The 23,231-nt window shown below is 59.8% G+C and carries 29 protein-coding genes; 17 read left to right on the forward strand and 12 right to left on the reverse strand.

The genetic code is table 11. The features are described from left to right. Window positions 1–17 precede the first annotated feature (17 nt). Window positions 18–923: a LysR family transcriptional regulator gene (locus tag AOA59_RS01990; protein WP_056857325.1), complete on the reverse strand. Its 906-nt coding sequence runs from the start codon at window positions 921–923 to the stop codon at window positions 18–20. Between the two features lie 104 nt (window positions 924–1,027). Between AOA59_RS01990 and AOA59_RS01995 the strand changes: the two genes are divergently transcribed. Then, entirely contained in the window at window positions 1,028–1,894 is an 867-nt protein-coding gene (locus AOA59_RS01995) for an MBL fold metallo-hydrolase (protein WP_099485672.1), read from the forward strand. A 34-nt stretch (window positions 1,895–1,928) separates the two neighbouring features. Next, window positions 1,929–2,543: an NAD(P)-dependent oxidoreductase gene (locus AOA59_RS02000; RefSeq protein WP_058419585.1), complete on the forward strand. Its 615-nt coding sequence runs from the start codon at window positions 1,929–1,931 to the stop codon at window positions 2,541–2,543. 132 nt (window positions 2,544–2,675) lie between these two features. Here AOA59_RS02000 and AOA59_RS02005 read toward each other — a convergent pair whose 3' ends face one another. Beyond that, complete coding sequence (locus tag AOA59_RS02005; protein WP_099485674.1) at window positions 2,676–3,554, reverse strand: LysR substrate-binding domain-containing protein; 879 nt, start codon at window positions 3,552–3,554, stop codon at window positions 2,676–2,678. A 110-nt stretch (window positions 3,555–3,664) separates the two neighbouring features. On the opposite strand from AOA59_RS02005, the gene AOA59_RS02010 reads away from it, so the two are divergent. The 3 genes from AOA59_RS02010 (at window position 3,665) to AOA59_RS02025 (ending at window position 8,039) form a co-directional block, all read left to right on the forward strand. Further along, window positions 3,665–5,290 (forward strand): 5-guanidino-2-oxopentanoate decarboxylase, encoded by a 1,626-nt coding sequence (locus tag AOA59_RS02010; protein ID WP_099485676.1) that lies wholly within the window; start codon window positions 3,665–3,667, stop codon window positions 5,288–5,290. Further along, window positions 5,287–6,729, forward strand: coding sequence for an aldehyde dehydrogenase family protein (locus AOA59_RS02015; RefSeq protein ID WP_099485678.1), 1,443 nt, complete (start codon window positions 5,287–5,289; stop codon window positions 6,727–6,729). The genes AOA59_RS02010 and AOA59_RS02015 overlap by 4 nt, the downstream gene beginning before the upstream one ends. 374 nt (window positions 6,730–7,103) lie before the next feature. Continuing rightward, the gene (locus AOA59_RS02025) at window positions 7,104–8,039 is read left to right on the forward strand and encodes a LysR family transcriptional regulator (RefSeq protein ID WP_099485681.1); all 936 of its coding nucleotides are present in this window, start codon (window positions 7,104–7,106) and stop codon (window positions 8,037–8,039) included. A gap of 3 nt (window positions 8,040–8,042) precedes the next feature. On the opposite strand, the gene AOA59_RS02030 is transcribed toward AOA59_RS02025, so the two are convergent. Together AOA59_RS02030 and AOA59_RS02035 are read right to left on the reverse strand one after the other, a co-directional pair. After that, the gene (locus AOA59_RS02030; RefSeq protein ID WP_058419580.1) at window positions 8,043–8,405 is read right to left on the reverse strand and encodes a 5-carboxymethyl-2-hydroxymuconate Delta-isomerase; all 363 of its coding nucleotides are present in this window, start codon (window positions 8,403–8,405) and stop codon (window positions 8,043–8,045) included. 163 nt (window positions 8,406–8,568) lie between these two features. Beyond that, window positions 8,569–9,504, reverse strand: coding sequence for a LysR substrate-binding domain-containing protein (locus AOA59_RS02035; RefSeq protein WP_099485683.1), 936 nt, complete (start codon window positions 9,502–9,504; stop codon window positions 8,569–8,571). Between the two features lie 221 nt (window positions 9,505–9,725). Here AOA59_RS02035 and AOA59_RS02040 point away from each other — a divergent pair, with 221 nt between their 5' ends. Further along, window positions 9,726–10,118, forward strand: a complete 393-nt coding sequence (locus AOA59_RS02040) for a VOC family protein (protein ID WP_065929137.1) — start codon at window positions 9,726–9,728, stop codon at window positions 10,116–10,118. 125 nt (window positions 10,119–10,243) lie between these two features. Here the strand turns inward: AOA59_RS02040 and AOA59_RS32610 are convergent, their stop codons facing one another. Then, window positions 10,244–10,390, reverse strand: coding sequence for a hypothetical protein (locus tag AOA59_RS32610; protein ID WP_178076229.1), 147 nt, complete (start codon window positions 10,388–10,390; stop codon window positions 10,244–10,246). A gap of 197 nt (window positions 10,391–10,587) precedes the next feature. On the opposite strand from AOA59_RS32610, the gene AOA59_RS02045 reads away from it, so the two are divergent. Beyond that, window positions 10,588–11,892: an MFS transporter gene (locus tag AOA59_RS02045; RefSeq protein ID WP_065929136.1), complete on the forward strand. Its 1,305-nt coding sequence runs from the start codon at window positions 10,588–10,590 to the stop codon at window positions 11,890–11,892. Then, window positions 11,892–12,650: a substrate-binding domain-containing protein gene (locus AOA59_RS02050; RefSeq protein ID WP_099485685.1), complete on the forward strand. Its 759-nt coding sequence runs from the start codon at window positions 11,892–11,894 to the stop codon at window positions 12,648–12,650. The genes AOA59_RS02045 and AOA59_RS02050 overlap by 1 nt, the downstream gene beginning before the upstream one ends. Here AOA59_RS02050 and AOA59_RS02055 read toward each other — a convergent pair. After that, entirely contained in the window at window positions 12,642–13,544 is a 903-nt protein-coding gene (locus AOA59_RS02055; protein WP_065929290.1) for a LysR family transcriptional regulator, read from the reverse strand. The genes AOA59_RS02050 and AOA59_RS02055 overlap by 9 nt on opposite strands. Before the next feature lie 344 nt (window positions 13,545–13,888). Here AOA59_RS02055 and AOA59_RS02060 point away from each other — a divergent pair, with 344 nt between their 5' ends. The 5 genes from AOA59_RS02060 to AOA59_RS02080 all read left to right on the forward strand — a co-directional run bounded on the left by AOA59_RS02060 (window position 13,889) and on the right by AOA59_RS02080 (window position 16,028). Next, window positions 13,889–14,170 carry a type II toxin-antitoxin system ParD family antitoxin gene (locus tag AOA59_RS02060; RefSeq protein ID WP_065929289.1) on the forward strand — a complete coding sequence of 94 codons (282 nt, stop codon included), beginning with the start codon at window positions 13,889–13,891 and terminating at the stop codon, window positions 14,168–14,170. Then, window positions 14,167–14,481, forward strand: a complete 315-nt coding sequence (locus AOA59_RS02065; RefSeq protein WP_099485686.1) for a type II toxin-antitoxin system RelE/ParE family toxin — start codon at window positions 14,167–14,169, stop codon at window positions 14,479–14,481. Before AOA59_RS02060 ends, AOA59_RS02065 begins: the two co-directional genes overlap by 4 nt. Window positions 14,482–14,531: 50 nt before the next feature. Next, the gene (locus AOA59_RS02070) at window positions 14,532–15,410 is read left to right on the forward strand and encodes a hypothetical protein (protein ID WP_178076230.1); all 879 of its coding nucleotides are present in this window, start codon (window positions 14,532–14,534) and stop codon (window positions 15,408–15,410) included. A gap of 170 nt (window positions 15,411–15,580) precedes the next feature. Beyond that, entirely contained in the window at window positions 15,581–15,790 is a 210-nt protein-coding gene (locus AOA59_RS02075; RefSeq protein ID WP_065929133.1) for a cold-shock protein, read from the forward strand. Window positions 15,791–15,860: 70 nt separating this feature from the next. Further along, entirely contained in the window at window positions 15,861–16,028 is a 168-nt protein-coding gene (locus tag AOA59_RS02080; RefSeq protein WP_178076231.1) for a hypothetical protein, read from the forward strand. A gap of 135 nt (window positions 16,029–16,163) precedes the next feature. Here the strand turns inward: AOA59_RS02080 and AOA59_RS02085 are convergent, their stop codons facing one another. The 5 genes from AOA59_RS02085 to AOA59_RS02105 all read right to left on the reverse strand — a co-directional run bounded on the left by AOA59_RS02085 (window position 16,164) and on the right by AOA59_RS02105 (window position 19,026). Further along, window positions 16,164–16,931 (reverse strand): anti-sigma factor, encoded by a 768-nt coding sequence (locus AOA59_RS02085; protein ID WP_099485688.1) that lies wholly within the window; start codon window positions 16,929–16,931, stop codon window positions 16,164–16,166. After that, a complete protein-coding gene (locus AOA59_RS02090; RefSeq protein ID WP_099485690.1) occupies window positions 16,928–17,425 on the reverse strand; it encodes an RNA polymerase sigma factor in 498 nt (165 codons plus the stop codon). Before AOA59_RS02090 ends, AOA59_RS02085 begins: the two co-directional genes overlap by 4 nt. 60 nt (window positions 17,426–17,485) lie before the next feature. After that, entirely contained in the window at window positions 17,486–18,037 is a 552-nt protein-coding gene (locus AOA59_RS02095; protein WP_069788567.1) for a tetratricopeptide repeat protein, read from the reverse strand. A 40-nt stretch (window positions 18,038–18,077) separates the two neighbouring features. Continuing rightward, complete coding sequence (locus tag AOA59_RS02100) at window positions 18,078–18,629, reverse strand: cytochrome b (RefSeq protein WP_099485691.1); 552 nt, start codon at window positions 18,627–18,629, stop codon at window positions 18,078–18,080. Between the two features lie 142 nt (window positions 18,630–18,771). Then, entirely contained in the window at window positions 18,772–19,026 is a 255-nt protein-coding gene (locus AOA59_RS02105; RefSeq protein WP_099485693.1) for a hypothetical protein, read from the reverse strand. A 274-nt stretch (window positions 19,027–19,300) separates the two neighbouring features. On the opposite strand from AOA59_RS02105, the gene AOA59_RS02110 reads away from it, so the two are divergent. Beyond that, the gene (locus tag AOA59_RS02110) at window positions 19,301–20,173 is read left to right on the forward strand and encodes a DUF6216 family protein (RefSeq protein ID WP_099485694.1); all 873 of its coding nucleotides are present in this window, start codon (window positions 19,301–19,303) and stop codon (window positions 20,171–20,173) included. A gap of 384 nt (window positions 20,174–20,557) precedes the next feature. Beyond that, on the forward strand, window positions 20,558–21,784 hold the full coding sequence (locus AOA59_RS02115) for an MFS transporter (RefSeq protein WP_069788564.1): 1,227 nt from the start codon (window positions 20,558–20,560) through the stop codon (window positions 21,782–21,784). 72 nt (window positions 21,785–21,856) lie between these two features. On the opposite strand, the gene AOA59_RS02120 is transcribed toward AOA59_RS02115, so the two are convergent. Next, on the reverse strand, window positions 21,857–22,123 hold the full coding sequence (locus AOA59_RS02120; RefSeq protein WP_256593021.1) for a DUF6124 family protein: 267 nt from the start codon (window positions 22,121–22,123) through the stop codon (window positions 21,857–21,859). A gap of 527 nt (window positions 22,124–22,650) precedes the next feature. On the opposite strand from AOA59_RS02120, the gene AOA59_RS02125 reads away from it, so the two are divergent. Both AOA59_RS02125 and AOA59_RS02130 read left to right on the forward strand, forming a co-directional pair. Then, window positions 22,651–22,890, forward strand: coding sequence for a type II toxin-antitoxin system RelB/DinJ family antitoxin (locus tag AOA59_RS02125; RefSeq protein ID WP_026013721.1), 240 nt, complete (start codon window positions 22,651–22,653; stop codon window positions 22,888–22,890). Then, entirely contained in the window at window positions 22,880–23,167 is a 288-nt protein-coding gene (locus AOA59_RS02130) for a type II toxin-antitoxin system RelE/ParE family toxin (RefSeq protein WP_099485696.1), read from the forward strand. The genes AOA59_RS02125 and AOA59_RS02130 overlap by 11 nt, the downstream gene beginning before the upstream one ends. Window positions 23,168–23,231: the final 64 nt, after the last annotated feature.

Below are 23,231 nucleotides of genomic sequence, written 5' to 3' on the forward strand. Positions count from 1 at the left end.
ACATCTTTATGTCGGCTTTACAGACCGATATCCCACACCGGCTCTTCCGGGAACCGCAGCACCAGAAAATCCAGCAGGCTGCGCAGCGCCAACGGCATGTGTTTACGCGAGGCATACACGGCGTAGACGTTCATTTGCTGCGGCTCGGCTTCGGGCAGCAGCCGGGTCAATTCGCCACTGCGGATGTAGTCCCCCGCCTGATAACTGGGCAAACGCGCCACACCCGCGCCCGCCAGCGTCACACGCAACAGTGTGGTGGCCTCGTTGGCGGTGATATTGCCCTGAACCGCCACCGAAACCGGCTCGCCGTTCTCGGTGAAGTGCCACAGGCTTTTGCCGAAATAGGAGTGGGTCAGGCAGTTGTGTTCGGCCAAGTCGTGGACTTGCCGAGGCTGCGGGTGTTCCAGCAGGTACGCCGGTGACGCGCAGATCACCGAACGGCACAGCGTGAGCTTGCGTGCGATCAGGTTGGGGTCCAGTTCAAAGCTGGTGCGGATGGCCAAATCGATGCGCTCATCCACCAGGTTCACTGTGCGGTCGAGCATCTGCAGGTCAATGCTGACCAACGGGAAGCGCTTGACGAATTCGGCCACGGCCTCCGCCAACTGCGCCTGGCCGAATGAGCTGCTGACACTCAGGCGCAACTGGCCGCGCGGCGCTTCATCCGGCTCACTGACGGCCGCCTGCATGTCATTGCACAGCTCGAGCATTTGCCGACAGCGCGGCAGGGTTTCACTGCCGGCGGCGGTGAGGCTGAGCTTGCGCGTGGTGCGATGCATCAGGCGCGCTCCGACCCAATCCTCAAGTTCAGCCAGATAGCGCGAGACCACCGGCCGCGACAGGTCCAACTGATCGGCGGCGGCGGACTGGCTGCCCAGGTCAACTACCGTGACAAACACCCGCATTGCTTGAAGACGATCCATGATTTGCACGCTTTTAGAAACAAACTATGTCCAAGCATCGCATTTTTTGTTGTGTTTGGTGCAACTAAGCTCTGTGCATCACTTACCTGCTGCTGGAGCTGCACATGATCTCGGTACTTAAACGATTTGCCCTGGCTTCGGCCGCTCTGGCGTTCGCTGCCCATGCTGCGGCTGCCGACCTGAAGCTGGACGCCTACAACCCAGGCACCTCGGCCATGATGCCGGTCAGCTCGGTGCTGGTCAGCGGTGAAAAAGACCTTATCCTGGTCAACGCCCAATTCGGCAAGGCCCAAGCCGAGCAACTGGTGCAGAAAATCCGCAGCAGCGGCAAACACCTCACCACCATCTACGTCAGCGACGGCGACCCGGACTTCTACTTCGGCCTCGACACCCTGACCGCCGCGTTCCCCGACGCCAAAGTGCTGGCGACCCAGCCGGTGGTGGACCATATCAAGGCCACCGTCGAGCAAAAAATCGCATTCTGGAGCCCGAAACTCGGCGCCGACAAGCCAAGCAAAGCCGTGATCCCGCAGGTGTTGCAGGGCCATACCCTGACGCTGGAAGGCAAAAGCCTGGAAGTGATCGGCCTGGACGGTCCGCAGCCGGAGCGCACCTTTGTGTGGATCCCGTCGATCAAGGCGGTCGTCGGTGGCGTCGTGGTGTTTGAAAACACCCACGTGTGGATGGCCGACACGCAAACCGCCAAATCCCACACCGATTGGCTGGCCACCTTGCAACGTATCCAGGACCTCAAGCCCACCACCGTGATCCCGGGCCACTACCTGGGCACACCGACCGTGCAGTCCGTGGCCTTCACCGCCGACTACATCAAGGCCTTCGATATCGAGACCGCCAAGGCCAAGGACTCCGCTGCACTGATCGCGGCGATGAAAAAGCGCTACCCCAACCTTGAAGACGAAAGCAGCCTGGAACTGGGTGCCAAAGTTGCCAAGGGCGAAATGAAATGGTGAATGGTTTTTAAACCCTAACGTACTGGAGAACGTCATGAGCAAGATTGCAATCATTGGTGCCACCGGCCGTGCCGGTAGCCAACTGCTGGAAGAAGCGCTGCGTCGTGGGCATACCGTTACGGCCATTGCGCGTAACACCGACACGCTGGCTGCACGCCCAGGCCTTAGCGTTAAAAAAGTCGACGCCCTTGATGCGGCTGCCTTGCAGCAAGCGGTGAGCGGCCACGACGTGGTGATCAGTGCGGCGCACTTCGCCACCCTGCCCGCCAGCGCTGTGATCGGCCCGGTTAAAAAGGCCGGTGTGAAACGCCTGCTGGTGGTGGGCGGTGCGGGCTCGTTATTGTTGCCAGGTGGCAGCCGCGTGATCGACAGCGAGGGTTTCCCGGCTGAATACAAAGCCGAAGCCAGCGCCGGTGCCGAGTTTCTCGACGTGCTGCGTCAGGAAAAAGAACTGGATTGGACCTTCCTGTCACCGTCGGCAGAGTTTGTTGAAACCGAGCGCACCGGCAAATTCCGTCTGGGCCAGGATGATCTGCTGGTGAGCGCCGAGGGCCGTAGCTGGATCAGTTTTGCCGACTTCGCCATCGCCCTGATCGACGAAGTGGAAACACCGAAGCACTCGCGTCAACGCTTCACCGTCGGTTACTGACCCTGAGGGAACTGGCATGTGTGGGAGCTGGCTTGCCTGCGATGCGGGCAACTTGGTCTATCTGTTAAACCGAGCTGATGCCATCGCAGGCAAGCCAGCTCCCACACATGCCTGGTTCTCATAGTTAGATCTTCAGTGCCGTGACTGGTGGGCCTCGCTCACCAGCCACGCCATCAAGGCTTGCAGCCCAGCCGAAGGCTCAGTGCCCGGCGGGTACACCAGGTAATAGCCCATTCCCGTCGGCACCCGCAGTTCAAACGGCGTCGCCAATCGCCCGGCTTTCACATCCTCGCCCATCAACGCACTGTCGCCTATCGCCACGCCCGAGCCCTGGGACGCTACCGTCATGGCCAGGTCCAGCGTTTCGAAATGATGCCCCGTAGCCAGGTTGCTCAGCCGCGTATTCGCCGCCTTTAACCACAATGCCCAATCCCGCTCGTCCCGCGTGGGGTGCAGCAGCACCTGTTGTTGCAAGTCTGCCGGGGTGTGCAGACCGCCGAGCAACGCCGGTGCGCAGACGGGTGTGAGTTGCTCATCAAACAGGTGCCGAGCCTCGGCCGACTGCTCGGCGATGGGCGCATAGATCACCGCCGCGTCAAATTGCTCACGGCGAAAATCCACGGTGTAGGCCACGGTGGTAGTCAGCTCAACCGGCACATCCGGGCGCTCCTTTTGCCACTGCAGCAGGCGCGGCAGCAGCCAGCGCATCACACAGGTGGAAGCCTTGAGTTGCAGGGTCGCGCGGCGGCTGCCGATCTGCTCCACCGCATCACCGATCAGGCCGAATACTTGCTGGGCACGCAACGACCATTCGCGGCCTTCTTCGGTCAGGCTCAAGCCGCGCGCCTGGCGCTGAAACAGGGCGTAACCCAGATGGCTTTCCAGCCCGGCAATCTGACGGCTCACCGCGCCTTGGGTGATGTGCAGTTGTTCGGCGGCGCGGGTGAAATTGCAACACTGGGCGGTGACCCAAAACGTGTGCAGCGCGGGCAGGGGTGGAAGGCGTTTCATCGGGATAAGCCATGACGTGAGGACATGGCTAGTATGACTTTTTATCGATTGTTGCCGCTATGGGCCAGCCGCTCCAATAGCGCCTCGAATCCATAACAAGAGCGACATGTATGGCGACCTGCGGCGAAGTATTGGTCAACCTCCTGGAAAGCTACGGCGTGGACCAGGTGTTCGGTATTCCCGGCGTACACACCGTTGAACTGTATCGCGGCCTGGCGCGTTCCAGTATCCGCCACGTCACCCCGCGCCACGAACAGGGCGCCGGGTTCATGGCCGACGGGTATGCGCGCACCCGCGGCAAACCTGGCGTGTGCTTCATCATCACCGGCCCGGGCATGACCAATATCACCACCGCCATGGGCCAGGCCTATGCCGACTCGATCCCGATGCTGGTGATTTCCAGCGTGCAGTCGCGCAGCCAATTGGGCGGCGGGCGCGGCAAATTGCATGAGCTGCCGAACCAGAGCGCGATGATCGCCGGCGTGGCGGCGTTCTCCCATACCTTGATGTCGGCGGCCGAGTTGCCTGGCGTGTTGGCGCGGGCGTTTGCGTTATTCCAGGCGGGGCGACCGCGCCCGGTGCATATCGAGATCCCGCTGGATGTGCTGGTGGAAAATGCCGATGCATTGCTCACCAGCCTGCCGGTCAGCGTCGCCCGCGCAGGCGCAGCGCCGTCGGCAGTCAAGCAGATGAGCCAGTTGCTCGCAGCAGCCAAACGCCCGCTGATTCTGGCCGGTGGCGGTGCCATCGATGCCGCGCCAGAGCTGACGCGCCTGGCTGAAACCCTCGGCGCGCCGGTGGCACTGACCATCAATGCCAAAGGCATGTTGCCATCAACGCACCCGCTGCTGATCGGCTCGACGCAAACCCTGGTCGCCACCCGTGCGCTGGTTGCAGAAGCCGACGTGGTGCTGGCCATCGGCACAGAACTGGCGGAAACCGACTACGACGTGACCTTCGCCGGTGGCTTCCTGATCCCCGGCGCACTGTTGCGGGTCGACATCGACGCCGACCAGACCGTACGCAATTACCCGCCGCACCTGGCACTGGTGGCCGATGCGCAGATGGCCGCCGAAGCCTTGCTCACCGAATTGAATAACACGCCGCTGGCTGCACGCGACAGTAGCTGGGGCAGCCAACGAGTAGCCCGCTTGTGGGCCGACTTGACGCCCACCTGGGACGCGGCCACCCGCGCACAAACCCTGTTCCTCAACACCGTGCTGCAAGCGCTGCCCAACGCCGTGCTGGTGGGCGACTCCACCCAGCCGGTGTACAGCGGCAACCTGACCCTGAACCTTGACCACCCACGCCGCTGGTTCAACTCGTCCACCGGCTACGGCACCTTGGGTTACGCCCTGCCCGCCGCCATCGGTGCCTGGCTGGGCCGAGGTGACGGCCAGCCGGTGGTGTGCCTGATCGGCGACGGCGGCCTGCAATTTTCCCTGCCGGAACTGGCCAGCGCGGTAGAGGCGCAGGTGCCGGTCATCGTGCTGCTGTGGAATAACCAGGGCTATGAAGAGATCAAGAAATACATGCTCAACCGCGCCATCGAGCCGGTCGGTGTGGACATCTACACCCCGGACTTTATCGGCGTCGCCAAGGCCTTGGGTTGCGCCGCGGAAAGTGTCCAGGGCCTCGAACCTTTGCGCAGCGCGTTGCGCGCCGCCGCAGATCGCCAGGGGCCGACACTGATTGAAATCAACCAAGGGCTTTGGATGCAAGAGGTGGCGGTATGAGCGCAATCTTGAACGGCGTGTTTATCAATGGCCAATGGTACCCGGGCCATGAAGTGCTGGAGGTGATCAACCCGGCCACCGAAGCGACCTTGGCCCACGTCAGCGTGGGCGATGCCTCGGCAGTACAATTGGCGGTCGACGCGGCCAGCGCGGCTTTTGTCGATTGGTCGAACAGCAGCGGCCGTGATCGCGGCGCCCTGCTGCGCAAGGTCGCCCAAGGTGTTAGTAAGCAGCGTGAACAGCTGATGCAGTTGCAGTCGAGCAACAACGGCAAGCCGCTGTTTGAAGCGGGTATCGATGTGGATGACGTGATCGCCACCTTCGAGTACTACGCGGGTATCTGCGATGCGATGGACGCAGGACAAGACAGCCCGGTGGCCTTGCCCAGCGACGATTTCAGCGCACGCCTGCGCCGCGAACCCTGCGGCGTGGTGGGCCTGATTGTGCCGTGGAATTTCCCGATGGTGACCACCGCCTGGAAGCTTGCCCCCGCATTGGCGGCCGGTTGCTGCGTGGTGCTTAAGCCGTCGGAAGTCACGCCCCTGGCGGAGTTGCGATTGGCGCGGATTATTGCTGAGGCCGGCTTCCCGGCGGGTGTGTTTAACCTGGTGTGTGGCACGGGGCTGGCGGTCGGTGCGCCGCTGGCTGCGGACCGTCGCGTGGCGAAAATTTCCTTTACGGGCAGCAATGCGGTGGGCGTGCAGGTGATGCAGCGCGCCGCCGAAACCATTAAGGGTGTGAGCCTGGAACTGGGCGGCAAATCCTCGTTGCTGGTGCTTGCCGATGCAGACCTCGACCTGGCAGTGGAACTGGCCTGTGGCGGTGGCTTTTTCAACGCAGGGCAGATCTGTTCGGCCACCAGTCGCGTGTTGGTGGCCGACAACCTGGCGGATGAATTCCTGCAGCGTTTGCAGGCACGGGCTGAAGGGATTCGCGTGGCGGACCCGTTTGCCAAGGATGTAGAGATGGGCGCGCTGATCAACCATGCGCAGTATCAGCGGGTGCTGGGGCATATCCAGCGCGGCATCGATGAGGGCGCGCGGTTGTTGTGCGGCGGCGCTCGCCCGGAGGGCCTGGAAAAAGGCTTTTTCATTCGCCCGACGGTGTTTACCGACGTGCCGCCGGGCAGCGCCTTGTGGAACGAAGAGATCTTTGGTCCGGTTCTGTGCGTACGACGTTTTGCCACCGAGGCCGAGGCCATTGCCCTGGCCAACGACAGCGACTTCGGCCTGGTCGCCAGTGTGGTGAGCGCCAACATTGAAACCGCCGAACGCGTGGCCAATGCCTTGCAGGCGGGCCTGGTGTGGATCAACGCACCGCAAGTGATCTTCCCGCAAACGGCATGGGGCGGCTACAAGCAGAGCAGTATCGGCCGCGAACTGGGGCCGTGGGGGTTGGCGGCGTTTCAGGAGATCAAGCATGTGATTCGCGCGAGCTGACACCACCGGTCCCCTGTGGGAGCTGATGATCGTTCCCACGCTCCGCGTGGGAATGCCTCAATGGACGCTCCGCGTCCGCTCTTGGGACGCGGAGCGTCCTGGGCTGCGTTCCCACGCGGAGCGTGGGAACGATCAGTCATCTTCAGCCCGCAACCCCTCGACCTGCTGTGGCCTGGTGGTCACTGTGCTGATCGTCACACGCTTGAACCCAAAGCATTACAGCCGACATATCCACTGACGTCGTATTGCCAACATTTTATGTCCCACACCCAACATAGAAACGCCCTACAGCGCTTTCTATTGGTACGACCGTTCCGTTAAGCTTTTGCCAGTCTTGTACTGAGTTCGGTACAAAGGGTTTACGGACGAAACCGATGCTAAACAGTAACTTGCTCAGAAAGCTTGATATGCAGGACTTGATGGTGTTTATCGCCGTCTATGACCAGAGCAGCGTTACCGAGGTGTCCGAGACGCTGTTCGTGAGCCAGTCAACCGTGAGCTACAGCCTGAAGAAGCTGCGCACCAGTTTTGAGGATGAGCTGTTTATCAACACGCGGGCCGGCATGCGCCCGACGTACAAGGCCACCACCATGTACGGGCACGTGCAGAAGATCCTGGAAAGTATCAACCTGTGCCATGCCGGCAGCCAGGCCTTCGATCCGACGCAGCAGGCGGTGACCTTCAATGTCTGTGCCCCGGAATATTTCGATCAGTTGATTTTGCCGCGCCTGTTGAAGCACTTCGACCGAGCCGACTTGCCGGTGAGCGTCAATGTGCAAAAACTTGAAACCGAGATGCCCGCCAATGACCTGCGTGAAGGCCGCCTCGACCTGGTGATCTGTTTCGGCCCGCACCTTCACCGCGCCCACAAAGACTTCAAGACCCAGATGCTGTTGGAAGACGATTTGGTGTGCGTGTTCGATAAACGTTCGAGCCCGCGCGAGCCGGCCTTCAGCTTGCAATCGTTTGTCGAACGACGCCACGTGTTCCCCACGCCCTGGACTTGCGACACCAACATGATTGACGGCTGGCTGGCACGCCAGGCTCACAAGCGCCAGGTGATTGCGCGTGCCAACAGCTACAGCGCCGCCTTGAAGATGATCAGCGGCACCGACTTTATCGTCACCCTGCCGCGTCGCGTGCAAAAGCTGCTGGCCCCGGCCACCGTGTTCGGCCATTGCGAAGCGCCGAACGGGTTGCCGGGTTTTACCCTGGACATGCAGTGGAATGAAGCCAGTGGCCAGGACAGCGCCAATACCTGGTTTCGGGAGCAGATCGTCAAGGTGTGCGCCGATCAGAGCTTGTTGTAACCCTTAGCCGATTGCGACTTTGCTGTAGGAATCACGATCCATGTCCAGCAACTGGACACTGAGTTGAACCTGCAAATCGGCCGGCCACTCAGCGGCGTCCTGCAGGGCCGCCAACAGGCTTTCCGACAACTGCTGCTTGACCTGAGGTGAGCGCCCGCTGAGCAGCGAGAGCTTTAGCGCAATAAAACCGCGCGGGCTGAGGGAGGTGCCCACCTGGAAACTCTCGACCTTGATTGCACGGCTCTTGATATCGAACTCTGAACCGAACTGCCCGGACGCCATCAGCACGTTGTTCAGGCGCAGCAGGGTTTTCTCGACGGCAAGGCCGGTCAGGTTGGCGGTGTATTCCAGGTGCAGGTGCGGCATGAAAAGCTCCGAGTGGGCTTGAAAAGAAACCTACATATAGCATGCAGTTGAACGAAGTCAGACCGATTTCAATTTGAAATTTCGATCAGCTCTCGCAGCGAAGGATTTTCCCGGAACGCCACGATCACTAACTCCACGGGACACAGCGCCTTGAAGGCTTATCTCAAGATTTTTCCGTGAGGACCGGCAACCTGTCGCGCTCACTCATGAACGCCTCCAGCCGTGAACGCATCCAGCGTTCGGCAGGGTCGGTGTCGACGTGGCTGAGCCAGACCATGGACAGGTCCAGGGTCGGGGTTTCGAACGGGAACGGCTCACAGAACAGATTGCCGCCGGCGGCCATGGCATGGGCGGTGTAATCCGGCAGGCTGGCGATCATGTCGGTGCCGGCGAGCAGCGCCGGCAATGCACTGTATTGCGGCACCGACAGCACCACGTGGCGCTTGCGACCAATCTCGGCCAGCCACTCATCGGCAAACCCGGACACGTTGGCAGTGTGAGACACCAGCACATGAGGGCGCGCGCAATATTCATCGAGGGTCAGCGGTGTGTCCGAGGCATCGGCACGCAACAGGCAGGGGCGGATATGCCGCAACAACTTGCGCTTGGCATTGGCCGGCAGGCCGCGGGTCTGGGTGATGCCCACGGTGATATCGCCGGAAGCCAGCAGGTCGGGGATGCGCCAGTAATCGACGTGCTGCACCACGAACACCACCAACGGCGCTTCCTGGCGCAAGGCCCGCAACAGCGGCGGCAGCAGGCCGAATTCGACGTCATCGGACAGGCCGATGCGGAAGGTCATGGTGCTTTGGGTCGGGTCGAAATCGTGGGTCAGGCTCAAGGCCGACGACAATGAGTCCAGGGCCGGCGACAAGTGCTGGATGATCTCTTCGGCCCGCGCGGTGGGCTCCATGCGGTGACCGACGCGAATAAACAGCGGGTCGTTGAACAAGGTGCGCAAGCGGTTGAGGGCCGAACTGATGGTTGGCTGGCCGAGAAACAGTTTCTCTGCCACCCGCGTCACATTGCGCTCGAGCATCAGTGCTTCGAAGACCACCATCAGGTTGATGTCGGCCTTGCGTAATTCATTGCGATTCATCGGCGCCTGCCCCTTTCCCCAAGACAAGCCGCAGTTTAGAAAGCCCGGCGGGCTGCGTCTATGTGAACACTGTTCATCCGGCGCCTTTGGGACTATAAATCAGCGCTTGAAGGTCAAAGGATCGCCATCGTGCTGGTCATTATTGGCTTAGCCATAGCGTGGGTTTGCCTGTCGCCGTGCTGGTGCCTTGACCGGTTACTTTTCAGCAAGGAGTGCCTGTCTTGAAATTCGCCTACACCATCATCTATGTGCCTGACGTTGCCGCGTCACTGGCTTTCTTTGAAACAGCCTTCGGTTTCAGTCGCCGTTTCCTGCATGAATCCGGCACTTATGGCGAGCTGGAAACGGGTGACACTACGCTGTCGTTCGCTGCGCATGAACTGGGCGAAATGAACTTCGACGGCGGGCACGTCGAGGCGCACACCTCTAGACAGCCGCTGGGGATGGAAGTGGGGTTTGTCACCGAGGATGTATTCGTCGCCCACGCCAAGGCACTGCTGCACGGCGCGAAGGAGCTGTCGCCACCGAGCACCAAGCCCTGGGGGCAAGTGGTGTCGTATGTGCGCTGCCCGGATGGCACGCTGGTGGAGCTGTGTACGCCGATCGTGGGCTGAGCACAGAAACATTGTGGGAGCTGGCTTGCCTGCGATAGCGGTGTGTCAGGCACAGATGTAGAGACTGACCCGCCGCTATCGCAGGCAAGCCAGCTCCCACAGTTTGATCCTCATTGCCTGGAGATTCAGGGCTTGAGCGGGCGCTCCTGATCGCGCTCGGACAGCTCGGTGCCGTCGTCCGGGTGTTTCCAGGTCTGCGGCTTGTCTTCTTCGCGTTGCCGCCGGGCCTGCTCGTGCTCCGGCTCGTCCTGACGTTTGTGCTCGTCACTCATACGCACCTCCCTTCCATAAGAAATTGGTCACTTCTGAAGCATAGAACAGCAGTGAGATTTTGGCGGACTTGCCGATTGATAGCCAATACGCATCAATCCATCCAAATTACTCACTTATCATTTCTAAATGTGTCAGCCACTATCCGCGGTCTTAAGCGAAACAAGCACTTTAAAAAGAACGCTGGAGACACAAAACCATGACTAGCCCTTCCCGGCCCGACTCTGCCCGCTCTAAAGTGGGTGCGGTATTCCGCGTTACTTCGGGCAACTTCCTCGAACAGTTCGACTTCTTTCTGTTCGGCTTCTACGCCACCTACATCGCTGCCGCGTTCTTCCCCGCCGCTAATGAGTTTGCGTCATTAATGATGACCTTCGCCGTGTTCGGTGCAGGCTTCCTGATGCGGCCTCTGGGCGCAATTATCCTGGGTGCCTATATCGATGACGTCGGTCGTCGCAAAGGCTTGATCGTGACCCTGTCGATCATGGCCAGCGGTACGCTGCTGATCGTGCTCGTGCCGGGCTATCAGACCATTGGCCTGTGGGCACCGTTGCTGGTGCTGCTGGGCCGCCTGCTGCAAGGCTTCTCGGCTGGCGCAGAACTGGGCGGCGTGTCGGTGTACCTGTCTGAAATGGCCACGCCGGGCCGCAAAGGCTTCTACACCAGCTGGCAGTCGGGCAGCCAACAGATCTCCATCGTGGTGGCCGCCGCACTGGGCTACGGCCTGAATGTGTGGATGGAACCGTCGGTCGTGGCCGATTGGGGCTGGCGCATTCCGTTCGCCCTCGGCTGCGTGATCATCCCGTTCATCTTCGTGCTGCGTCGCAACTTGCAGGAAACCGAAGAATTCGCCAACCGCAAGCATCGCCCGACCATGCGCGAAGTGCTGGCAACCCTGGTGAAAAACTGGAGCGTGGTGATCGGCGGCATGCTGATGGTGGCCATGACCACCACCGCGTTCTACCTGATCACGGTGTACGCGCCGACCTTCGGCAAGACCGTTCTGCACTTGAGCACCTCCGACGCCCTGCTGGTGACCTTGCTGGTAGCCGTGTCGAACTTTGTCTGGCTGCCGATCGGCGGCACCCTGAGCGACCGCTTTGGCCGCAAGCCGGTGCTGGTCGCAATGACCGCCCTGACCGTGATCACCGCCTACCCGGCGCTGTCGTTCGTAGTCAACGCACCGAGTTTTGCGCATATGCTCGAAACCCTGCTGTGGTTCTCGTTCCTGTACGGCATGTACAACGGCGCGATGATCCCGGCGCTGACCGAAATCATGCCGGTGGAAGTGCGCGTGGCGGGCTTCTCCCTGGCCTATAGCCTGGCAACGGCGGTCTTCGGTGGCTTCACACCGGCGATCTCCACGTGGTTCATTCACATCACCGAAGACAAAGCCTCGCCGGCCTATTGGATGATGTTTGCCGCGGCATGCGCGCTGTGCTCGACCCTGGCGCTGTACCGTCGTGCCAACACGCGCGGCCAGGTCATGCAGGGGGCGGTGTAATGAAGACGCTATTGAAAACCCTGACGGCCCTGGCCCTCGGTGCCCTGGCACTGACGGCCCAGGCCGAACAGCTCAAGGTGATGACCTCCGGCGGTTTCACCGCCGCCTATAAACTGCTCGGCCCGCAATATGCCCAGCACAGCGGCGACACCCTGGACACCATCCTCGGCCCGTCGATGGGCAAGGCGCCGGAAGCGATCCCCAACCGCCTGGCCCGTGGCGAACACGCCGACGTGGTGATCATGGTCGGCTATGCCCTGGACGACTTGATCAAACAAGGCAAGGTCGACCCTGCGTCCCGCGTGGAACTGGCGGATTCGCGCATCGGCCTGGTCGTCAAAGAAGGTGCGGCCAAACCGGCGATCGGCACCGATGCCGAGCTGAAGGCCGTGCTGAGCAAAGCCAAGTCCGTGGCGTATTCGGACAGCGCCAGCGGTGTGTATGTCGAGAAGGAGCTGTTCAAGAAGCTCGGCATGCCCGCCAAGGGCACGATGGTCGAGCGCACCCCGGTGGCCGAAAAGGTCGCCAAGGGTGATTACGAGGTGGGCCTGCAACAGGTGGCGGAATTGTTGCCGGTGCCGGGCGTGACGTACGTGGGCAAGATCCCGGAAGACGTGCAATCGGTGACGCGTTTTGCGGCGGGCATTCCGGTCAACGCCGAACACCCGGCGCAGGCCAAGGCATTGTTGCAATTCCTGGCCTCGCCCGAAGCGCAACCGGTGGTGCAATCCACCGGCCTGGACTCGGTGTCACACTGACCGAAACGGCATCTCGCGCACCAACCGCTCCAACTCCAGCGCCGCTGGCGGCAATGTCCGCCCGCGGCGTTTTATCAAGCCCACATGGCGCATCACCTGCGGCTCGATCAGCGGCACACTCACCAGAATAGGGTGTTCGCACGCCGGCATCGCAATCGACGGCACCATCGCCACGCCCAGCCCCGCCTCCACCAGCCCGATCATGGTGGTCACGTGATGGGTCTCGCAGATACTCGGTTTTTTCACCCGCACGCCGCGCAACGCCTGGTCCAGCAGGAAGCGGTTGCCCGAGGTTTTGTCCACGGTGATGTAGTCGTGCTCGTAGGCCTCGGCCCAGCTCACGCTGTCGCGCTCGGCCAATAGATGGTCACGGCGGCAGGCCAGCACATAGCGCTCCTGGAACAGCAACTCGAACTCCACCTCGTCGGCCAGGCTGCCGCTGAAACTCACGCCGAAATCCGCCTCGCCGCTTTCCACCGCATTGCACACCTCACCGGCGCTGGCATCCAGCACGCGCAGGCGAATCTTCGGGTACAGCTTGTGGAACTCGGAGATCACGTGGGGCATGAAGTAATACGCGGTGGACGGCACACAGGCGATGGTGACGTTGCCCATGCGCGTGGAGGCGACGTTGCTGATCCCCATCAAGGCGATGTCGAGGTCGTCGAGAATGCGCTCCACCTGAGGCAGGAACGCACGCCCGACCATGGTCAGGCTGACCCGCCGCGTGGTGCGCTCGAACAGCTTGACGTCGAGGGCGGATTCGAGCTTTTCGATACGTCGGCTGAGGGCCGGCTGCGAGATGCGGATGGCCTCGGCGGCGCCGCGAAAACTGCCCTTGTCTACCACGGCGCGGAAGGCTTGGAGGTCGTTGAGGTCGAAGTTGATGATCACGGGGGATGGGCCAGTGTGGTCGATTTGGGGGGCATTATCGTACGGCCGGTGGTAAGGCGCCATGCGTGCCGGGGGCGGGTTGCGTTAATAACCCTGCTACAAATATGAAGTCATACATATCAGTGCGTTATTGGCCGAGTGGCGCCACGCAGTCGCGAAAAAGCGTCAATACTTGCGTCCTGAGTTACTCAAAGGAGAGAGAAACGCCCATGGAAACCTGCCAGAACCCCTACCTGTTTTGGATCGACGATGAGACGCCGGACACCGACATCGGTCAGTTGCTCCTTGCAACACGCCAATGGTCAAGTAGGATTGAATCCTACCCACTATCAGCGGGCTTCGACATGCGCTCGACCCAGCAAATGAGCATTACCTTGCCACTCGAAATGGCCGCCCTGGTCAAAGCCAAGGTCACTTGCGGTGAATACGCGAGCGAAAGTGAAGTGATACGCGACGGCCTCAGGGCGCTGATGGCCCGTGACCGTGCCATGGAAGACTGGCTGCGCGACCAGGTGATCCCCGCAGCAGCCGCCCTCGATGCAGCCCCTGGCCGAGCGCTCTCCACCGAGCAGGTTCGCGACCACATGGCAGCCAAGCGCCGGCGAACCGGTACTGAACAACCGTGAGTTATTCGGTCGCCTTTGCACCAAAGGCATTAACCCAACTCGAAGCCCTCGAAGACTACATCAGCAAAACCGAAGCCCCCGACGTTGCAGCACGTTTTGTCGACAACATCATCAGCTACTGCGACAGCCTTAGCGTGTCTCCATTGCGCGGTAAATGCCGTAACGACCTGCTGCCCGCCTTGCGCATCATCCATTACCGGCACACCACCACCATCGCATTCAGCGGGGCCGCCGAGACTGCAACCGTGTCGATCCTGGGCGTGTTTTACGGCGGCCAGGATTATGCTGCCCAATTTCAGAATCACGGTTGAGAGCAAGCCTCACGCCCACCGACGGTGTGCCCAAAAACAAGGAAGAAAAAATGACTGACACCCCAAATCCGCGTCGACCTTTGCTCTGGGGGTTAAGCCTGACCGGCTTGCTGGTCGTCGCCACCCTGGGATTCTTCGCCTGGCAAAGTTTCTACCCCGTCAGCGCCGCGACCGGCTGGAGTGTGCAAACCGTGCACCGTGACGTGCCCAAAGCCGCTTCATTGATGCCCATGCCGGATGGCTCGCTGATGATCAGCCAGGAACTCAATGATGCCAAAGGCAGCATCGTGCGTATCCATCCCGATGGGCGACGCGATGTGGTAGTGGGCAACCTGTCCAAACCCGACGGCATGTTCGCCACCCACGGCGGCTGGGTCTTCAGCCAGGAAACCGGCAACGCCCCGGTCAGCTTTCTCAAGGATGGTGTGGTTAGCGAGCTGTTTCGCGGCGAAAACGTACAAGGCCTGTGGGTTGAGGGCGACGACCTCTACGCCATCGAAGACCGTAAGGACAACGGGCGGCTATTGCGTTATCGCTGGGGTGACCAGTCGCTGACGGTCATACGCGACAAGCTGCACGAAGGCGAATCCATCACCCGTTGCACCGATGGCCGAATGCTCTACACCGAAAAGAAAAAAGGCGTGGTGCGCGAGCTGACCGATGACGGCAGCGATCCGGTGTTGCTGTCGGGGTTGAACAAACCGACGTTCTTGATGTGCGATGAGCGAGGGCTGTGGGTGAATGAGGATTCGACACACCGTGCCAGGTTGTTGCTGATTGATAAGCAGGGGCAGCAACAGACGATTTTGTCGTTTCTCAAAGCGCCGCAGTCGATTGTGCCGACGGAACGAGGCACTTATTTGCTGGCCGAAGGTGGGCGCAATCGGGTGCTGGAACTGACGCCGGCGGTACGCACAGTGTCGCCATAAAACCTCGCGGTATGTGCCCATTTTGAAGTCCGTAAACCTGTCAGGAATGACAGTACCGCTGGTCCCGCAGAGCGTTGACTCGAAGTCGGTTTGGGCCTTTTCTTATAGATACAGCTACCGGTAAATCGGTGGCTTTAAGCGGGCAATTTTGGATTGGAGGGATAGATAAAATGGGCGATAGACAAACTGGAACAGTGAAGTGGTTCAACGACGAAAAGCACTTTGGATTTATCACACCGCAGAGTGGAGACGACCTTCTCGTTGATTTCAGCACTACTCAAGCGGGCGGTATCAAGACATTAAAAGAAGGACAACAAGTCACTTTTGTTGCCATCAGGAGAAAAAAAGGCATGCAAGCCGAAGAGGTTCAAGTGATTTGAATGGCGATTTGCATACAGCCATAACCCGCCCGAAACAGATAACGCACTGCACTGAAACAGGAGGACGGCCATGCCCACAAAGACTCCACAGACTGCCAACGTCACCCGCGGTGCGCCCCATCACCGCACAGTTGCCTACGATGAACAGGACATCTTCTTTCGCAACACCCTCTCTCGCCAGAGTGGGTTGGTGGTGCGAGAGGGGCAAAGTGTCACCTATTACCGTAAGAGGGCCTGACGGAGAGTGGGTGGCAGCCAATATCGAGAGTGTGGAGGAACCCACGCTGAATTAGCGCGCCCACACCTGCGGGCTACGAAAAAACGCCTGCGCACTACTGACCAGCGTCTCCAGGCAAACGACGACTCACTGAGATCAGGCCAGCAAGCGCCGTTCGACGCCACTGGCCATGTGCTGCAAATCCTCCACGGGGTTTCGCCCAATCAGCATGAAAGCATGGGCAGGATTGGCCCAATACACCACGTTCAGGCCTCGGCGCTGCTCGCTGGCCAGCGGCTGCATGCCCTTTTTACTGGCGGTAATGCACAGTGCCAAAGGGCCGTGGCGTGGATCGAGGTAGGTGAGTTGGCCGATCAACACGCCGTCATAGTCGAGGATCTGCGCCCGTCGGAATTCGGCGCCGGGCAGGCTCACGGACTCAGGCGATAACGACACACCCAGTTGTGTGCCCACAGAGGTCAACTGGGCCGTGTGAGACGCAGGATCCAAGCTGAGGTTTTCCAGAGTCTGTGGCGTGTACAAGGCCATGTATTCGGCCACCGAGGCTCGCCAGCCCTGGCCGGGTTCAGCACGCTGCCACCCCATGAACAGGCGATCGGCCGCCACGCCGGCCACCGCGAAGCTCGCGGCCACGGCCAGAAAACGCCGACGGCTCCAGGCTTGGGGCGGTGCCGGTGGCAAGGCGTTGAGCATGGCGTGCAGGCGCTCAGTCGGGGCGCGTTCCAGCACCGTGTCGAAGGCAGCCTTGAACGGCAAGTCGGCGCAGCGCAATGTGTCCAGGCGTGCGGCAAGCGCCGGGTCAACGCTGGCCTGGTCGGCGATCCGTTGATGGTGGTCGGTGCTCAGTTCGCCGTCCAGATAAGCCACTAGCTGCTCATCGGACGGTGTGTCGGTGTGGCTCATCGCCGTTCTCCGTTGGCTGTATCCTGCCGGGCTGTGGGGGAGGCGACTTCGGCAAGCTTAATGCGGGCGGCCGCCAACCGGCTCATCACCGTGCCCATAGGTATCTGCAGGATTTCGGCAATTTCCTTGTATGAAAGCCCTTCGACATACGCCAGAAACACCGTTTCACGCTGCGCTTCGGGCAAGCCGTTAACGCGCTTGATCACCTGCGCAGCGAGGATTTGCTCCTGTGCCTGGCTTTCACCATCAAACGACAATGCCTGTTCGGCATCGACAAACCCCTGCCCCTGGCGCACCCGTTGCGAGCGCAGTTCGTTGAGCCAGATCGAATGCATGATCGCCAGCAACCAACGATCCAGGCGCGTGCCGGCCACAAATTGCCCGGCACGCTCCAAGGCCCTGACGCAGGTGGCTTGCACCAGGTCTTCGGCCAGGTGCTTTTGTCGCGACAACAGCCACCCGTATCGCCACAACCGTGGCAACAACTGGCCCAACTCGCGGCGAAACTCAGCGTCCCGAACGATGGCTGCCTCCTGCGGACCGGTTCACGGCGTTCAAGCCTGTGGCGCTGCGGCGATGGCTGCGGCCAGGTCTTCGTATTCTTCGCAGGTGGTACTGCACAAGGCTTTGATTTTTACCAGTTGCTCTTGCGCCAGGTCGACCCGGCCCTTGATCACATAGGCCTCACCCAGGTACTCGCGAACCTGTGCATAGTCAGGGTCAAGTTCGACCGACTTCAGGTAATAACCGATGCCTTCATCGGTGCGCCCCAGCTTGCGCGTGGCGTAGCCGCGATAGTTGAGGGCCTTGGCGGTGTTGGGATTTTGCAGGGTGTCGAGCAAGCTCAGCGCCTCATCGAAGCGCCCGTCCTTGGCCAAGCGATAGGCGTAATCGGTGCGGTCGGCATCAGAGGTGGCCTTGCTGGTTTGCAGCACACACTTACCGGTCTTGGTGTCCCAGACCTGGCCTTTGGGGCAGTTGGGCTTGGGCGGGGCCGACTCATCGCCGGAGGCGTGAGCCTGGCCTGCGAGCAAAGCGGCGGCCAGGCAAGCGCCGAAGAACAGCGCGGTGCGGTAGGTGACGGGGTGTGCTTGGCGAGTCTTCATGGTTGTCTTACTCCGTAACAATAGGGAGGAAACATCACTGTTAAAGCGCATTGCGTGCGCCCGGCAACATGCGGCGCAAGGTGCTGTCACCCAGCACGTAGTGATGCCAAAGCGCAGCAATGGCATGCACGCCCGCCAGCAGGATGATCGCCCAGGCCACATTGTTATGCAGGCCGCCCAAGGTGCCCCGCCAGGCATGATCGATCACAAAAGGCGCGGGCACGGCAAACAGTCCGAAAAAATTGAAGGGCTCACCTTGAGCCCAGCGAAACAAAAAGCCCAACACCATCTGCGACACCAGCAACAGGTACAGGCAACCATGCGCCAATTTCGCCAGCAGGTTAAGCGCTGGGTGACTGTCGGCCTTGGGCCGAGTGCCGCCGAACACACGCCACAGAATCCGCGCGACAACCAGCAGCGCCATGGCGATACCTAACGAAATATGCACCGATTGCAGGCCCTTGCGCAGCGGCGTGCCCTTCTCCAGGTTTTCCCAGATATGCGCACTGGCAAACATGAAAATCACCACGGCGGCGGTCAGCCAGTGGAAGCTGCGAGTGAGGCGGTCATAGCGATCGGATGCTGTGTTCATGGACGTTTCCTGGGTGGTCTGTGGAGTGAACACCGCAGTGGCGAAAGTTATTCGGTGAGGGACGAATAATTTTTACTGATCGGGAAACGAAGAAGCCCCGCCGCTGATTCAGCGACGGGGGGTTTTATGCGGTGTTTATGATTCAGCTGCCACGCTCTTTGTTGGCTTGAGAGAGGACCGATGCCGCCAGGGACTTGGTGTCCTCACTGTATTTATCGCATTGAAGGGCTTTGCCGGCTTTCTCCTCCATGTGTGCGCTCGTCTGCTTATCCGTACCGGTCTGGGACAGCGCCGACGCGGCCAGGCTTTTGGCGATGGCCGAGGCGTTTGGATTATTCAAGGTTTCGGCGGCCAACGTCGCCATCGTGCTGGAGGTCTTTTTTGTGTTTTTGCTCATGGTGCATTTCCTTTGCGTTTGAGGGAAACCCTACGAGTGAACGACTCGTCGTCAGAAGATAGTGAGTTAAATATCCGTTCGCAACGAACTGGCTGTAGCCTTTGTTTTTAAAAGATGTAAGAAAGATTCCAGTGCTATGTAGTACCCGCCCAGATCGATATTCACACAATGATAATATTTGAAAAGTCGCCTTGTTTTTATTAGATTTCCGCCCGGCCGGTCACGGCAACTTCGCCTGCGCGCCGCTCTACTAACCCTTCAAGGATGACCCTGCATGTCCCAACCTGCACTCAACGACAATATCGTCACATGGACATTCCAAAACTACGCCGCCATCGTCGGGCTGCTCAGTGGCCTGGCAATATGTGCGCTGGTTTTATATATCTACTCACGCTCGGGCTCGCTGATATTTCTGCGTGACTTGATGTGGCGGTTCTTCGGTGGCTCGACCACGTTTGAAAACCCAAAATATGAAGCCACCCGCAAAGACCTGCGCGAAGTTGAATATTATCGGTTCGAATTCAATATCCCCGCGCAAAACCTGGAACACGCGCGGCAGGCGGATAAATGGATCACTGACAACAACTTCAGTTACAACGATGTGGCCAGGATCAGAAAGTACATTGACTGGAAAGACTTCACTCAGTTATCGCTTAAAGAGGCAATGATCACACCCTTCAAACGTAATGGGTTTTTGGGGTTGGGCATCTTCTTCCTGGCGATTATCAGCATCACGCCGCCATTGGCTAACTCCAGCTACCTGATGGTGTCGTTGAAAAAAGCCGCGGATGTGCCGTCTTTCTATCTGTCGGAAAACAACGCCAAATTCCATTTCTTGCCCAGTGAAACGCTGTCTGTCGACGAATGCAAATCACCGACGGCACTGGAAAAGTTTTATAACGAGGACTTCTCCGAAGGCACCATCAATACTATTTGCACGCTGTTTCTTTCGCCCACCTACGTTGAAAACGTAAAGACCGGATTGAAAGAGCAAAAAGGCTTTTTGCTGTTCATCGCCTGCCTGTCGATATTTGCGGTTTTTTGTATCTTGACCAAGCTCTCGCGTTTGGGTGTGGCCCGCAAACTCCACGACCAGATGGCCGCGCAGAGCACCCATACGCCCGCAGAGTCCGCCGTTCAACCGTAAACACTGTCACTGTGGCAAGCAGGTTTGGTGTGGCAAACAGGCTCGTTGTGGCGAGCAGGCTTGCCCTGCGTTGGGCGGCGAAGCCGCCCCATCCCAGGCGCCCAGTGCCTGGAGGAAGATCGCGGCGGCAGGTTTCAGGGCCGCTACGCGGCCCAACGCAGGGCAAGCCTGCTCGCCACAACAAGCGTGCTCACCTCAAGACTATTCGCCACAGCAAGCTGGCTCACAGGCCATAAAGGCCGCCCCAGAGCGTCGAATCGATTGCACTGATGGTTATTATCGAAACGAGCGCCTGTGTGATTGCCAGCACCGGTTCCTATAATCGCCTCCACTTTCCCTCCCCTTCGCCTGGCTTCAGGCGACATTCCTTCTGGAACCGACACCATGCCAAGCCCCAGCCAGGCCCACAGCGGCCGCCCCGAACATAATCAACAAAGTGTCAAACAGCAGTGGCTGGCGATTCTCTCGGTCGCCGTAGGCGCTTTCGCCCTGGTAACCAGTGAGTTTCTGCCGGTGGGCGTGCTCAATGACGTCGCCAGCGACCTGGGCATCAGTGCCGGTCACGCCGGCCTGATGGTCACGCTACCCGGCATCATGGCCGCCCTCGCCGCGCCTTTGCTGTCAGTCATCATTGGTGGCATGGACCGTCGTTACCTGCTGATCGGCCTGACGCTGATCATGATCATCGCCAACTCGGTAGTGGCCTACGCCAGCGACTTCAGCCTGCTGCTGTTCGGCCGTGTGCTGCTCGGCATCAGCATCGGCGGCTTCTGGGCCACGGCCATTGCGCTAAGCGGCCGCCTGGCGCCCAAGGGCGTGGGCGTAGCGAAGGCCACCTCGATCATCATGATGGGCGTGACCCTGGCCACCGTACTGGGCGTACCCGTCGGCACCTGGCTCAGCGGACTGATGGGCTGGCGCATGACCTTCCTGGTGACCGCGATTGTGGGCGTGCCGGTGTTGCTGGCGCAGGTGTTCCTGCTGCCGAGGCTCACTCCGGAAAAAGCCATCCAGATCCGTGACTTGCCGGCCTTGTTTATCAACCCACAAGCGCGGGTCGGCTTGATCGCCGTGCTGCTGATCGGTCTGGCGCACTTTGCTGCCTACACCTATGTCGCGCCGTTCTTCAAAAACAGTTCCGGCTTCGATGGCCCGACCATCGGTTCGCTGTTGCTGCTGTATGGCGTGGCCGGCGTGATGGGCAACGTCTTTGCCGGTTTCGCCGCCAACCGCAGCGTGCGCCACACCCTGCTGCTGGTCGCGCTGATGATCGGCACCAGCACCGCGCTGTTCCCTCACTTCGCCACCGGCATGACCGGCGCCGCGATGCTCATCGCACTCTGGGGCTTCGCCTTCGGCGCCTTCCCGGCCTGCGCGAGTATCTGGATGTTTGTGGTCGCACCTAAGGATGTGGAACGCGGCATGCCGCTGTTCGTTGCCCTGTTTCAGGTGATCATCGCCTTGGGTTCGTTCTTTGGCGGCCGGATCGTGGACCAGATGGGCAGCGCAATGCTCTTGAGCCTGGCCACGGCGCTGGTGGGGCTTGGGTTTGTGACCGTGCTGGTGCTGGGCCGTAATGTGAGTAATAGCTTGGCGGCGCAGCCGGGCTGATACGACTCGGTAACCACTAAAAAGCCTGCTGAGCATTGAGCTCGGCAGGCTTTTTTGTTTCAGGATATTGGGTTAGTTGCCTGGTTTATCCGCAGGGAAATGACGCTCAAGTGCAGCGTCCACCAGTGCCTGAGCATTCTCGATCAATTGCGCCAGGCCCATGATCACGGGTGACTGCGTGCTGTCCGGGTCTTCGGCGCATTGGTAGGCGGTTTGAAGGGCGGATGCGAGGATTTCGGAGGCGTTGGCCAGGGCTTCTTCGGTGCCGACGTCGTGGCCTACGTGGAAGATTTTGCGAGGGGGAAACTCGGAATCAGAATCAGGGTTGGTCATGTTCATTTTGTAGCTCCTGTATGCAATGGGAGCTGTCACATTCTGCTGTCAAACAGAATCAGGTGGCAGCTATGCGCGGGTTGACAGACCGGTATACAGGACCCGGCGCACCCGAAGATGCCCCACGCACAGCCGCCATAAAACGACGTCACAGCAGAAAGGGCCGTAATCGTATGGAGGTCGTACACCTGTATATCGGTCTGTCAAAACCGGTCGCCATGAGGGCGACGGCGGAAGGTTAGCGTCCTGCCTCAACCAGTGCAAGCTCGTGAGGGAGCTGCAGAGCCAACGCCACGGGTAATCACGCTTATGGAAATGCCCAGTAATGAGTGTTCCCAAAATGAAGCTTGTGCACTCAAGCGCCTGGGCTAGCCTAAAAAAGATCGCTGGTGTACTGAGGAGCTTCTATGACACATGGACATTGCGATGCGCTGACAAGGGAGTATGCGAACGCCATACGTCACGACAAACTTGCCAATAGGCCTCTCCTGGTCCACTGTAATGACCATTGTCATTACACGAGGATCTTTCCCATGGCGACTATAAGCATCCGTATCGATGACGACCTAAAAGCGCGCGCCTATCTCGAACTGGAAAAGCTCGGCGTTACGCCTTCCGAACTGATGCGCCAGGCCCTGCAATACGTGGCGGACCGCGGCCAGCTACCTTTCAAGCCCGTTCTGATGACTGAGGAAGATGAAGCGTTGATGGCCACCGTCCGGGAACGATTGGCATCGCCTCAACGGGTAAAGGTTTCTATAGATGACCTATAGCCTTGATTTCGATGCGCGTGCATTGAAGGAGTGGCAAAAGCTCGGCGACACCATTCGTCAGCAGCTCAAGAAGAAGCTGGTGGCCATCCTGAACAACCCACGCATTGAAGCCAATCGCCTGTATGACCTGCCCGACTGCTACAAAATCAAGCTACGCAGCAGCGGTTACAGGCTGGTTTATCAGGTGATCGATCAGGAAATCACCGTGGTGGAGGTGGCCATTGATAAATGGGAGCGTGGGCAGGCTTATCGTAAAGCGGGCGAGCGTTTGAGCTAACAGAAGAGTGGAAAACCCAAGAACAAAAAAGCCCCGCAGCTTATTCAGCTACGGGGCTTTTTCT

Origin of the sequence: Pseudomonas sp. 2822-15, from assembly GCF_002742515.1 — a bacterium.
In the GTDB taxonomy this organism is placed as follows: domain Bacteria; phylum Pseudomonadota; class Gammaproteobacteria; order Pseudomonadales; family Pseudomonadaceae; genus Aquipseudomonas; species Aquipseudomonas salomonii.